Source organism: Tautonia rosea (assembly GCF_012958305.1).
Taxonomy (GTDB): domain Bacteria; phylum Planctomycetota; class Planctomycetia; order Isosphaerales; family Isosphaeraceae; genus Tautonia; species Tautonia rosea.
In genome coordinates this window covers 317,342-330,142 of the sequence record NZ_JABBYO010000006.1, presented here as the reverse complement: position 1 = coordinate 330,142, position 12,801 = coordinate 317,342, and the positions used below count along the sequence as shown (strand labels likewise).

Genomic DNA, 12,801 nt, shown 5'->3' with positions numbered 1-12,801 from the left:
AACGGTCTCAGGGCGAAGGATTTGAGCACCGATGCAATCGAGTCTGACCAATCGCGGTCGGAGACGCAACCGACTCCCCCGCCACCACTGCGACTCGGAACAGGCGATCGGAAGATGCCCGGCAATCCACCGAAGCCACACAATCATCCTGAAAGGAACCAGACCTCGCTGGGAACCGACCAACCAGAGCATCTTGTCGTTTACGACGCAGTCGGCGAGGTGTGACAGGGTCTCCGCCCCCCCGCAGAGCCAATTCCCCCCACCGCGATCAGGGCAATGGCAGGAACGACCGGTGCTCGCATCCTCAAATCAGTCCAGTAAAGACTATGAACCATGGCAAGCGAGAGCAATGCCAACGGGGCCGCAATGCGTGGCCATTGCCACGTCGGCCGACGGAACAGCCCCAGGAGAAGCAACCCCCAGAGCGGAATGGTCCAGCCGGCCGTCAGCCACCGAAGTCCCTTGGAGTAGACCGCCGAGGAGGGAGCCACGGCCCAGAAACGGCCGACCCGTTCGAGCGTGGCCCGCCCCGCCTCCGTCGGACGATCGATCATGACACCCACCGCCTGAAGTCGAAACCAACGATCGGCTTGCGGCTCTGGCATTCCTTCGGCCTTGCGGTTGACCTCGGCAAACCAGTGAGCCTGATTCGGTCCCGTCCAGACGGGCATCGGCCCCTTGAGCACATCGTCGTAATAGGCGGAATTGTTTGCCAAAAAGAGCGTGTAGCCACCGTGAGTGGTGGTCCAAACCGGGGCACCGAGGACCAGGGCGTTGCGAATGGCCCACGGGGCCATGGTCGCGGTCAGGGCCGCCAGCATGACTCCCGAGCAGATCGCTCGGCGCGGCCAGCGGCCCGTCGAAAGAAGTGCCAACGCCGCGACAATCAGCAGCGCCGCCGGGAGCAAGCTGGGACGGCAGAGTGCTGCGACACCGGCGATCAGACCGGTTCGCAGAGCCGAGCCGAAGGTCGGAACGGGGCCGATCGACGCGAGCAACCCTGCAACCAGCGCCGACGCGAGAGGTTCGGTCATCACTCCTCGGGTCTGGGAAACCAGCACCGGGTCGCAGGCGACGACAAGCATGGCCAGAGCCGTGGCCCCATCGGAAACTCCCCATCGACGCGCCGCCAGGCCGGTCAAGCCGATCGCGGCTGCACCGGAAGCCAGGTGCAAGGCAACCACCCAGGCCGTTGCCGGCAAGCCGAGGAGGGCCACTCCCGGAGCCAGGGCCAGCGGGTAGAGCGGAGGTCGATACGCGGTAGGCCGGTCCGCAATGCGGAAGCCCTGGCCTTCGGCGAGCGACTGGGCGAGCATCAAGTAGTTGTCGGGATCGCTCGGAGGAGTGTGCCGAAACGAGAGCATCAATGCGGCCCGGAAGGCCAGGCCAATGATCACGATCAGCACGGCCAGAACGAGAAACCCGTGCCGGGCACGGAGACCACGCGACACCTCCGGCCGACTCACCGGAACACCCCATCACGTGCCATCGACGCGAAGGCAAACCCAACGCCCACGAGCAGACCGGCCACGTGGGCCGTATTGGCGATCGGTCCAAGCAGGTTGAAGGCGCAGATCACCAGCCAGGCCAGCAGCAAGACGACGGTTTGCGGGTGCAATTGCAGGCCTGAGGCCGGATCGTACTTGCCTCGCATCCAGGCGTAGCCGAAGAGGGCATACAGAACGCCCGACATACCGACGAAGGGAGCATCCGGCCCCCGAGCCGAGGGGACGGTGAACAGGTCGGGCAGGAAGAACTGCGCCACGTCGGACAGAACCGCCGCGACGAGCAAGAGTATGACATATTCTCCTCGCCTCCTGCGACGTTCGACAGCCCCGCCGAGAAGCACGAGCATGTACATGTTAAAAAACAGGTGAAGCAAGTTGCCGTGCAGCAAGGTTGGGGTGACAAGGCGCCAGATCTGACCTCCGGCAATGGGATCGAGCCCCCGGTTGGCGAGCTGCCGGTCCTCGGTCACGTACCATTCGGTGAAATAGAGGGCATTGGAAAGAGGCGAGAGGAAGCTGCCTCGATAGACAAACCAGTTGAACAGAAACAGAGCGACGCACAGCGTCACTAAACCCCGAGTGACCGGGCCGAGCGAGGAAGCCCCTTGAAGCCGGTTGCGGAGATCAACAGTCCTGCGCTGGTAGTCGCGTTCTTCCTTGTCCCTACGACGCCGAACGGCCTCGGCTTCACGTCGGGCATCGAGATAGCGAGGCGCGTTCGGGTTCTCCTGGAACTGCCGAAGCTCATCGCGGGCCTGGTCAAGCTGATCTTCGCGATGGATCCAGACCGCGCAACCGTTGGGCCCTCCGACAATGCGAGAGGTGATGCCCAGCGTCAGCAGGTAATCCGCGAAGCGAAGGGCCTGCTCTTCGGGCAACAAACCGATCTGGCGCATGAGAACCCATCCTAACATCACATCGGGCTTGAGAATGCATCTATGGTAACGAAAACCGCGTCCAGGTCCAATTCATCACGTGGCAAAGCATCATCAGGAGCCCCTCCGTGGCCTGGGCGACTGTGCTTTGCTAAGGTAGGAACCTCGATGACGGACTGATCCCGATTCCCACCCTGGCGAGCGATTGAAGACCAATGCCCGACCGGCCCCGCATCTTCATGATGACCCATATGCACGAAGACGGCATGAACCTGCTCCACGAGGCCGGCGACGTCGTGATGACCTCGTCGCTCGAACCTGAGATCCTGCACCGAGAGGTCGCCGGCGCCGACGCGATCGTCACTCGGACCTACGGCCGGATCGACGCGGCCCTGATGGACGCCGCCGGCCCGCAACTGAAGGTCGTCGGGCGGCACGGCGTCGGAGTCGATCACGTCGATGTGCCCGCGGCGACCGATCGAGGGATTCTCGTCGTTTCGACCCCCGGCGCGAACAAGGAAGCGGTGGCCGAACACGTCTTCGCGTTCATGATCGGCCTCTCGAAGCATTTCCCGCAACAGATGATCGCCCTTGAAGAGGGGCGGTTCATGGACCGCACCAAGTTGATGGGCCGAGACATCAAGGGCAAGACGATCAGTATCGTCGGCTTCGGTAACGTGGGCAGGGTTGTCGGCAGGATCGCCCAGACCGCGTTCTCCATGCGAGTGCTTTACAACGACATTGTCCCCGCACCGACAGAGGTCGAAGCCGTTGCGGGAGCCACCCGCGTCGATTTCGAGACGGCGCTCCGCGAAGGTGACTACGTGACGATGCACGTCCCCCTCGACGACAGCACCCGAGGCATGATCGACCGCAAGGCCCTGTCGTTGATGAACCCCGATGCGATCCTGATCAACACCTGCCGCGGGCCGGTCGTCGAGGAAGACGCCGTGGCCGAGGCGCTGGACGAGGGCCGCCTTTGGGGCTACGGTGCCGACGTCTTCGCAGAGGAACCGCCGCCGGATGACCATCCGCTGATTGGTCGGCCCGACGTCATGCTCACGCCTCACAGTGCGGCACAAACGATCGAAAGCCTCAGGAACATGGCCACCTGGGTCGCCGAGGATGTGGTCCGGGTCCTCCGAGGCGAACCTCCGTTGCGACCTTACAACGACCCCACCGCCGTCGCGGCCAACCGAGCGAGACGGGCGGGGGAGTCGGTCTGAGGTGATCGGTCAATCCCGGGCGACCCCGGTCACTGACCTGCCGAGAAGGGCACCGAAACAGACTGCCCTTGCACGGTGGCATTGATCGTGCCGAAGAACGGGTCGAAGACATAATCGCCAGGAGCGGAGGCGAAGCGTCCCTCGCCGCCACCGGCAGTCAACGCGATCGTGGTTGATTCGCCGCCGGGCAAGGCCAGGTCGACCGAGACGTCGGTCGGAGCCGGAGTGAGCGGGTCGTAGGTTGTCGTATTGCCATAGAAGTAGGCCACCACGCGAGCCTGAGGTCCGACCTGCTCGGTTGTGACCTCAACGGCCCCGCCGTCAGGAAGGGAGACGAGCGCGCCGTCGTGTTGACCGAAGATCGGATTGTCTTCCGGGGCAATCTTCACTTCGCCGGGACCACCGCAACCGGCGAATCCGCACGCGACCAAGGCAAGAGTCAGCATGCGGCATCGAATCGAATTCAGAGCGGGCATGGGGATGTTCATCTCAAAGAAGCGTCGAGAGGGAACCAGCACCAACGCCCGGGGCAGGTTCGGGCCTGCCCCGGGCGTTGACAGAATCGGAGGACGAAGACCAGAGGAAGCCTGCGCTCAATACTGGTCTGCGCTGATGACCTCCCCGCCGTTGCGGGTGCCCAGAGCTCGCCAGGTGAAAACGTCGACGGTGCTCTTGACGAACTTGACCGAACCGTCGCCGAGCAAGACATTAACGCCGCCCGGGTGATCGCTTCGGGCCGAGACGATGGCGTGCTCTCCCGGGACGTCGGCAATGGCGCTGGCCATGCCGCAGTCGGTCCCTCTCCAGTTCGGTGGGGCGACGTGGTTGTAAAGCGATCCGGAATAAGCGGCTGTCGGCCAGCCGTTCACGAAGTCGCTGCCATCCAGGAACCGCCCCATCGAATTAAAGTGGAAGCGGTCAGGAACAGGCACGTAGCCGCCGCAAACCTGGAAGTGGGTGTCACGATCGACCTCGGACACCGCGGTGGTCTGCCGCTGGGGGGAAGTGATGATGTCGGCAGGAGTGGGAGGAGTAGACGAAAGATCTGTTCCGCTTCCCTTGACGCGTTCGGAGAAGACGGCGGTGTTGCTCAGACCGTCCTTGAAATCAGCCACGCGGAGCGAAGGGCCGTAAGAGAACGCACCGTTCCCCGGAGCCGTTCTTACGGCGTTGTTATCCCAGGTCGCTGCGCCCTGGTGGGTCAGCGAGCCGCCGAAGTTGTAGCGATAGTTGTTCTCACCCACGACCCGACCGGTGTTGGCGTCGGACGGGCAGATGAACACATTGAACGCGATTGAGTAGGCGGTGAAATTGGCGTTCGAAACGACTCCGCCGGTCGTCAGGCGGTTCGAGGTCGCCACCGAGAAGTTCATGGCGCTATACGCGTTGACCTGCTCCATGAAATTCAGAATGTGGGTGTGGACCGAGATATTACCGGTCCAGTTGCCCGGTACCGAACCGTAGCTGGTGTACCGACCGGTGACGGGGTTCCCGGCCGAATCGGTTCGGTCCGGCTGAAGCCGACCGGGGGGGTAGGCATTGTGGCTACTCTCATAGTTGGCCAGGCCGAGCCCGATTTGCTTCAAGTTGTTGGTGCACTGGGCACGCCGGGCGGCCTCTCGGGCCGACTGCACTGCGGGCAGAAGCAAGGCGATGAGTACGCCGATGATGGCAATGACGACGAGCAATTCAATCAGGGTAAAACCGCGACGATTGCCGAAACGATCGCTGGGGGACATCAATCCTGGAACCTCGGGGGTTGAGCAACGCTCGAAAACGTGGTGGGGAAATTCGGACCGCAACGAGCCCAAAGCAAAGGAGGGGAAGTGGACCGGCAATCGTCCGTGATTGTCATCGGTCGCACCCATTCTAGACGTTGAATCCAGGAGAGGTGATGAAAATTATGTGAATTCGCGAGAGCCCTGGTCAATCCCCCAGTGGTTGATTGTCAGGAAGCGTCGCGCTTGCCCCGGTCCTACAATCGATCGATCAGGAACGACTGGCTCGGCAGCAGTCGAATTCGTCACGAGGTAATGAGGAACGGCAGTGGACAGTATCGACGAGTTCTTGCAACCGAACCCGAGAGTGCGAGTCGTTCGTCCCGGAGAACCAATCTCGAATGGCTCGTGCGTTCTTTACTGGATGCAGCGGTCGCAACGATCAGAGGACAACCCCGCCCTGGATCTGGCCATTGCGCTGGGCAACGCCCTGAACTTACCCGTTCTGGCCGCCTTTGGCTTGACGGCCGATTATCCGGGAGCCCAGCGTCGGCATTATCGATTCTTGCTCGACGCGATGCCCGAAATTGAGCGGGGCCTGAGGGATCGTGGCGTGCCGTTCGTTCTGAGACTCGGCTCGCCCGATGAGGTAATCTCCTCGCTTTGCCGGGAGATCGAGCCCGCCTTCCTCGTCGGAGACGAGAATCCGCTCCGGGTTGGCCAAGCCTGGCGTGACCGGGTGGCCGAACAGGTCGAGGTGCCGTTTCGGTGCGTTGATGGCGACGTGGTCGTGCCAACCTCGCTGTTCACGAAGCAAGAATACGCCGCCCGGACGATCCGGCCGAAGATCCATCGCGTCTGGGACACGTACCTCCAGCCCTCCGGACCGCCGAATACCGCGGAAACCTCTTGGCGAGGTCGGCGATTGCCCAAAGGAGAGTCGATCAACCCCGATGCCTTGCTCAAGGCAATCAAGGTCGGAGGCGTGGACGAAGTGCCGGGGTATCGTGGCGGGCCGAGCGAAGCCCGCAAGCGTTTGGAACGTTTCGTTCGCGAGCGTCTCCCCCACTACGCGACCGCCCGGAACGAGCCGACACCTTACATGACCAGCGAACTGTCGGCTCATCTGCACTTCGGACACATCAGCCCCATCACCTGCGCCCTGGCGGCAAAGGAAAGCGACGCGGGCCAGGAGAACATCGATGCCTATCTGGAAGAATTGATCGTCCGTCGCGAGCTGGCCATCAACTACGTGACGCACAACCCGAACTACGATCGGCTGCAAGGCTGTCCCGATTGGGCACTCAAGACCCTGGCCAAGCACGCTGACGACCCCCGCGAGCACCGCTATTCGGCTGAGGAGTTGGAGCGGGGCAAAACCCACGACCCGCTCTGGAACGCCGCGCAACGCGAGATGGTTCTGACGGGCCGGATGCACAACTACCTTCGAATGTACTGGGCCAAAAAGATCCTTGAATGGAGCCCGGACGCCGAAACCGCGTTCACGATTGCCCTCGACCTGAACGATCGCTACGAGATGGACGGCCGCGACCCGAACGGCTACGTCGGCGTTTCCTGGGCGATCGGCGGCACCCACGACCGTCCCTGGCCCGAGCGGCCCATCTTCGGCACGGTCCGCTTCATGAGTTATGAAAGCACGCGCAAGAAGTTCGATTCGAAAGGGTATATTCAGCGAATCGAACGACTTGAACGCGAGGGCGGGCCGGTCGATTCGGCATGACACAACCCGCCGGTTGGCCCAGGCAGTCGCGTTACGATTCGGGCCAGAGTGCCTTGATCGCCTCGACGGTGCGCTCGACGAGTTCGTCGCCTCCCTTCGGACCAACCTCGCTGCTCTGGACGATCGCACTATACCCGCCGCCCTGAACGGCAAACGCCGTGGGCAGGTACGACCCTGGGCCGGCAAGCTGAATGACGAAGGTCTGGAGCGCCGGGCTGCGGGCCTTCATCCGAATGCCGTACTCGGTGAACAGCTCGAACGGGTTCGTGGCGATCGCCACGTCTCCGAGCCGAATCACATGCAACTCCATTACATAAGGCGCGACGGAGCCGGATTCCTGTTGCTCGTAACGGTCGAGGACTGCCTGATGCCAGAGCATCCGGCGCTTCTGGGCCGGGTCGGCCGACAGCGACTCGACCTGTCGGGCGGCCTCGGCGGCTTCCTCGTCCGTCACCAGGCGAGCCGTAAGTTCAATGCTCTTGACCGTGTGGTTCAAGGGGAGGTCAGTCACGATCTCTTGCCGGGCCCCGTCATGGGCTTCTTCCCAGGCGAGGACGATCCGGCGGGCGATTTCGTCGAGGCGATCGAGGCCTCTGAGCCTCCGCATCCGTTCCTCGGCCTCCTTGCGCATCATCAGGTGAGGCGACTGATCGCCGGCGGCCCCAATCCAGCCGAGCACGGCCAGGTCCTCTCCGTGACGTTCGCGGAGTTGCTCGCGGACGGGATGCCAGAAGTCCGCATTCACGGCCGATCGGCCTTCGACTTCCTGCGCGGGGCAAGCAACGTTGATGGCCGTCGCAATCAGTTGCTCATCCCGATTCCAGAAGAACAGGACGTCGACGCCGTGGTCTTCATACCCTTCGATTCCGACGAAGTCATCCTGATCCGTGCGACCATACATCACGGACCGGCCATCGGCATAGACGGCGCGACGATTCTGAGCGACGACTGCATGGCCCATTCCCCAGCCGACTCCAGCAGGCTGACGAGCCTGCCAGGCCTCGGCCGAAGCCTCGACAATGCGATCCACAAGGAAGACGACGTACTCGGTCGGCGAGACGATCGTGTCGTCGTCCGGCAACTCGTAGCGGTCTTCCTCCATCACCGGAGCCGTATGGGTGTGGGTGGCGCTCAGGACGAGCTTCCTCGGGTCGAAATCCGGGAGCCGATCCGCCAGGCGTTCGCGAACCTGCTCGATGATTCCTTCCCTGATCGCAACCAGTTCACACGAAACGAGGATCGCCTGGTCCATCACCTCGTCCCCTTCATGCGATTCCAACGCAAGGGCCGTTGCGGTCACGGGGGTCTCCACGTTCCGGGAGATCCGGGTCGTCATCTGCCCCGAGAGGGGAACCGGGCGATCAGGAGTGATGCTGATCGTGGCCGCGCCGACCCGCAGCTCAGCCGCCCGCCCCTCCCGAGAAAGACCACTCAGCAGCCCGACCGCCAGCAAGGCCGGAATCATCGCGATCAACGTCTGAACAATCTTGATTGATGCGCATTTCATGCGAATGTTCCTCCCGGTGCCCGCTGCAAACGGGCGGCCGAGGCATGCACCCCGACTCGCCCGATAACCTCAGGAGCACTAGTATCAAGGAACGCAGCAATAAGTCGCAAGGACACAGCCGACCCTGTACTCCCCGGCCGGATGCTGCCTCAGGGCAAGGTGGAATAGATCACGATGTTGGCCGCGATCCGCATGGCGCTTTCGTGGGTGTATCCCTTGCAGTCGAGCCCTTGCTGGCGTTCGAGGGCGCAGCCGATGTCGTAGGGGGAATAGATGATCGCCCAGTGGCCGTCGATCTTGACCCCTTCCAGGCGAGGACGGTCCTGACCACCGCCAGCGGCCTTGGTGTACTGGACGTCGGAGAGGTCGAAGCCGACCCGGGTAGTGTAGAGATCGTCGTCCGGGGGAATGACCTCAAGCTCCTTACCGGGAAGCAACTCCTCAACGAAGCGTCGGAAGGCGGTATCGAAGGCCGGGCTGCCGCAGGCGGCATCGGCGAAGAAGGTGCCACCTCCGGGGTCGAGGTGGGCTCGAAGCGCATCCATGTCGGCCCCAGACATGGTGAAAGCGGCATTGCCATGCACATAAACCAATGGGAAATTGATCAAGTTTGGATCGGCTGGCAGGAGATCGCGGTGGTTGATCACCACGTCGTAGCCGACCCGCTCGCGCAGGATCGTCGTGAGATTTGGGATCGACAGCGGAGCGACGTTCCAGCCCCCGGCATGCCGGAGCTTGGCGATTTGCAAGGCCCCCCGGCGCGGGAGTTCCAGTTCGAAGTCGATGACCTCTCGGGGTACGAGCTTATCGGGCGGGGGCTCGCGACCCGTGGCATAGTCAATCACGTTTTCACCAATCCGGGTCGCTCGCAGGACGGCCGGATTGTCGGGCTGAGCCGTCATGAAGTTCCAGAAGCCAGACAGATCCTTGGGACTATAAACCAGGACAGTCCGGCATCCCAGGTCGATCCCCCAGAGCGGGGCCACATCGGGGCTGAGCTTGTGACGCGACCGATAGATCGGGTGGTCCTCACTCAAAGGCTTCAACTCATAACCCTGTTCGGAGGGGAAGATCTCCTGCACCAGTGCCTTGAAGCCACGATCGTGCTCCTGAATTCCGCAACAGGCCTCAGCGAAGAGAAAGCCTCCTTGCTCGACATAAGACCGGAGGTTCGCCTTGCCATCGGCCCCCAATCCGATTGGTTCGTGATAATTCAAGAAACAGACTGGTGCTTGCAAGAGCGACTCGACCGAGGCAAAGTCAGGATTGACGGCTTGCCAGGTCAACAACGTGCCCCAGTCTTCGGCAACAGCATCAACCAGGTTCCTGACCCCTTCGCGGTGGATGTCCCAGTTGTCTCCGACCCCGTGCCTCAGGTTGTTGATGAGGACCGGCGCACGGCCCTTCGACAGGAAAAGGAGGGCAAAGCTGGTGGTAATCACCGGGTTATCCTCACCGGCGTTCCTCGGCCAGTTGCCGAGCAGCTTATCCTGAAGGGCGATCAGTTCCTCGGCCCCTTCGACGTACCAGTCGTGGCTTCCAAAATAGCGCTGACCACTCAGGCGGCCGGCCCGTTCGAGACCGTACAGGTAGTAATATTTCCAGGTCATCCCGCGTCCGAGATTCGTATCGACCCGGAAGTTGGCCCCCATCCAGTCGAGGGCTCGCTGGATGTTCGGATTGATGCCACCTTCGCCGCAGTTGCGTATCTCGTCGCCGACGAGCAGTTCGCGGCTCTGGATGCGACGCAGACCGGTAATGACCAGGCTGGAGATGCCGGCAGTCGTCATACTGGCGGTAACGGGATTGTTGGGAGTCATGGTGTACCCCCAACCGCCGCTGAGCCGCTGCGATTGCTCCCAGTACTGGCGAGCCAGTTGCCAGACCCGATCATCGACCGGGATGCCAACCTCGGCCGCGGCGTTCAAACCCAGCAGTGCATACTGGGCATTCGAATTGTCGGCCGACTGGCCTTTCTGGATCGTGTACGACCAGGCACCGACACCATCGACCCGGTCTTCCGGCTGAATCTGGGCGGCTTCGAGCCACTTGACGTTCTCGTTGAGCCGGACGCGATAGCGGTCGGGATCGGCCGCGGCGTAGGCCATCGTTTGCAGAGAAACGGTGTAGACCTGGCCCAGGCGTCTCGCGGAGTATTGCTCAAGAAACGCGAGCGCCCGGGTGATGGTTGGATCGTCGGGCGGAACTCCGGCGGTCATTAGAGAGAGGGCGGCCAGGGAGGTCGTTCCGGTTTCGTACCGAGGGTTGAATTCGGGCCAGGAACCGTCAGGACGCTGTTCCCCCTTGAGGTAGCGAATCCCGTCTCGAATCGCCTGTTCGACCTGCGCTGAGGTGACCTCAGCACGTGCCGGAGCGATTGGGCCAAGGCTCAACATCATGACCAATGCCGCCAGGAGCAGCCCGATCCCTCTCATCCCACACCATCGCATGACCGCTTGACCTCCCTGGCAGGATCGATCGGCGTGCCTCACTGACAACTGTCCAAGTGTAGACGCTGCCTTCTCAGGGGTCAACGACCACGACGAAGACCGGCGGCGATCATGGCTCCAGTGGCCTCGCGGCCGCGAGGGTGGTGGGACGAGAATGATCGTCGAGAGGCACGCGCAGGGGGATGGGCTCGCGGTCTTGAAGCGTCTGCACGAGGACCGACGCCCCTCCATCGACAAACACCGGTGCGTGGTTCAGGCAGGAATCGGCCAGGATTTTCCCTTGCGTTCCTTCGGCGACGGGCATCCCCGTCTGCTCGTCAAGCCGGACCGGAAGGACGCGAAGGTACAGTGCTTCAGGCGTGTCTCTCCAGCTCAGGTACGCAAGGCAGAGGGTACCGTCGCTGAGCACTCCGAGCGCGGGACGACGTCGGCTGACGTCGAGCCCTTCAGGGTCGGGCCAAGTGATGGGTCCACAATCCATGATGGCCTGCTCGTCGTCGCTGAGTCGGAGCCACCAGATCTCGTGAGCATCCGCTCGGCTCATTTCGCCCTCGGAAAGCCGCGGCACGACGGTGGCAATCAGGAGGTTGGGAGTCGGGAGTCGCTCAGGACGCGTGACATCAACCAAGAGAGGGACCGCCATGCCGGGCCGTTCCACGTCCCAGCGGATCCGATTGAGCCCCGGGGCACCCGCGCCGGAAATCGGCTCGAAATCGTAGCGATAAAGGTTGCCATCGCCCGAGACGAACAGCACGCGGGCCGTGGTCCCGGCTCCCCAGCAGGGAGGCGAGATGGGGTAATGATCCAGGGACACACGATCAAGCACGTTTCCAGAGGGAATGGCCACGCGGCTTAGCCCGCAATCCTTCAAACCTATTGCTGGGTCGATCACCATCCAACGCCCGGCCACATGAACCTGATCCCAGGCATCGACCCAGGGCGAACCGATCGCCAGGTCGACGCGCTCCTGTGTCCTCAGCGGGAGCGACCGAGGCGGACCACCGGTCAGGTCGAACAGTTGCAGCCCTTGACCAGCCGCTCCTTGATAACTTGTGGATACCCCGAGAAAGTGTGTCGAGGATTGGGTCCTTCCCAAACCATCGGGGGAGAGCTTTCCGAGGCCAATCGCACCGATTGACATCAGCAGCGCACTCATTGAGGCAATTCGAAGCATGGAATGAACGGTTCGAAGCATGGAAACCACTCGAAAGCTGGCGAGGCAGGGTTGGAGCAGGGTCCGCGGCTCACTCGGCGCGGAGTGCAACGGGGGGAAACGATCAGTTGCGTCTGTCGGGTCGTCGCGGAGGAGTGCAACGGACAGACAATCGCTCACTCGGAGCACCACCTGGGGAGTGGTGGGCTGCCGACCGAGCAAGGAGGAGGGATCTCGCCCCAAACGACTTTGTCGTTTTGGTCGAGGAGAAACGCGAGTGCCAGAAGGTTCCTCTTGGAGACCTGAGAGCTGTTCGCGGTCCTGAATGGCCTCAGTAATGAGTGGTCTCGATCCTCGCAACCAACGGGCCAAGGCGGAATGAGGGTCATGAGAAACCCGGATGAATCGGTCAAACCCAGAGCTGCCCCGCACCCGAAGCCCAAGCGCCACAATCGTTACGGTAATGGTCCAACGATCGCGCGGGCCAGGAGTTGCTCGAAGGACCTTGCCAGCTCTTGCCGCGGTGATCGCCCGAGGTGCGGGCAGTGGTGCCTGATTCAGGGCAGACGGGTCGGTGGTGATGCCGATCCTTGAATCGGGTCTTGCGGGGCCTCTACAATGGT

General features: G+C 62.4%; 9 protein-coding genes. 2 read left to right on the top strand and 7 right to left on the bottom strand.

The genetic code is table 11. The features are described 5' to 3' along the window. Positions 1–200: 200 nt before the first annotated feature. Positions 201–1,451, bottom strand: coding sequence for a dolichyl-phosphate-mannose-protein mannosyltransferase (locus HG800_RS13015; protein WP_169977054.1), 1,251 nt, complete (start codon positions 1,449–1,451; stop codon positions 201–203). Positions 1,452–1,462: 11 nt separating this feature from the next. After that, entirely contained in the window at positions 1,463–2,404 is a 942-nt protein-coding gene (locus HG800_RS13010; RefSeq protein ID WP_169977053.1) for a rhomboid family intramembrane serine protease, read from the bottom strand. Positions 2,405–2,598: 194 nt separating this feature from the next. On the opposite strand from HG800_RS13010, the gene HG800_RS13005 reads away from it, so the two are divergent. Then, positions 2,599–3,609 (top strand): hydroxyacid dehydrogenase, encoded by a 1,011-nt coding sequence (locus HG800_RS13005; RefSeq protein WP_169977052.1) that lies wholly within the window; start codon positions 2,599–2,601, stop codon positions 3,607–3,609. A 29-nt stretch (positions 3,610–3,638) separates the two neighbouring features. Here HG800_RS13005 and HG800_RS13000 read toward each other — a convergent pair whose 3' ends face one another. Then, the gene (locus HG800_RS13000) at positions 3,639–4,055 is read right to left on the bottom strand and encodes a hypothetical protein (RefSeq protein WP_169977051.1); all 417 of its coding nucleotides are present in this window, start codon (positions 4,053–4,055) and stop codon (positions 3,639–3,641) included. Between the two features lie 147 nt (positions 4,056–4,202). Next, positions 4,203–5,348, bottom strand: coding sequence for a DUF1559 domain-containing protein (locus HG800_RS12995; protein WP_169977050.1), 1,146 nt, complete (start codon positions 5,346–5,348; stop codon positions 4,203–4,205). 307 nt (positions 5,349–5,655) lie between these two features. Here HG800_RS12995 and HG800_RS12990 point away from each other — a divergent pair, with 307 nt between their 5' ends. Further along, entirely contained in the window at positions 5,656–7,068 is a 1,413-nt protein-coding gene (locus HG800_RS12990; protein ID WP_169977049.1) for a deoxyribodipyrimidine photo-lyase, read from the top strand. Between the two features lie 31 nt (positions 7,069–7,099). On the opposite strand, the gene HG800_RS12985 is transcribed toward HG800_RS12990, so the two are convergent. From HG800_RS12985 to HG800_RS12975, 3 genes are all read right to left on the bottom strand, one after another. Further along, positions 7,100–8,575: a hypothetical protein gene (locus HG800_RS12985; protein WP_169977048.1), complete on the bottom strand. Its 1,476-nt coding sequence runs from the start codon at positions 8,573–8,575 to the stop codon at positions 7,100–7,102. A 149-nt stretch (positions 8,576–8,724) separates the two neighbouring features. After that, entirely contained in the window at positions 8,725–11,025 is a 2,301-nt protein-coding gene (locus HG800_RS12980) for a DUF4159 domain-containing protein (RefSeq protein WP_235963647.1), read from the bottom strand. Positions 11,026–11,134: 109 nt separating this feature from the next. Next, positions 11,135–12,220 (bottom strand): hypothetical protein, encoded by a 1,086-nt coding sequence (locus HG800_RS12975; protein WP_169977047.1) that lies wholly within the window; start codon positions 12,218–12,220, stop codon positions 11,135–11,137. Positions 12,221–12,801 lie beyond the last annotated feature (581 nt).

What these genes read in the sequence shown, in the direction of transcription:
- HG800_RS13010 (WP_169977053.1), bottom strand. Translation starts at nt 2,404, where the DNA reads ATGCGCCAGATCGGTTTGTTGCCCGAAGAGCAGGCCCTTCGCTTCGCG.
- HG800_RS13005 (WP_169977052.1), top strand. Translation starts at nt 2,599, where the DNA reads ATGCCCGACCGGCCCCGCATCTTCATGATGACCCATATGCACGAAGAC.
- HG800_RS13000 (WP_169977051.1), bottom strand. Translation starts at nt 4,055, where the DNA reads ATGCTGACTCTTGCCTTGGTCGCGTGCGGATTCGCCGGTTGCGGTGGT.
- HG800_RS12995 (WP_169977050.1), bottom strand. Translation starts at nt 5,348, where the DNA reads ATGTCCCCCAGCGATCGTTTCGGCAATCGTCGCGGTTTTACCCTGATT.
- HG800_RS12985 (WP_169977048.1), bottom strand. Translation starts at nt 8,575, where the DNA reads ATGAAATGCGCATCAATCAAGATTGTTCAGACGTTGATCGCGATGATT.
- HG800_RS12980 (WP_235963647.1), bottom strand. Translation starts at nt 11,025, where the DNA reads ATGCGATGGTGTGGGATGAGAGGGATCGGGCTGCTCCTGGCGGCATTG.
- HG800_RS12975 (WP_169977047.1), bottom strand. Translation starts at nt 12,220, where the DNA reads ATGCTTCGAACCGTTCATTCCATGCTTCGAATTGCCTCAATGAGTGCG.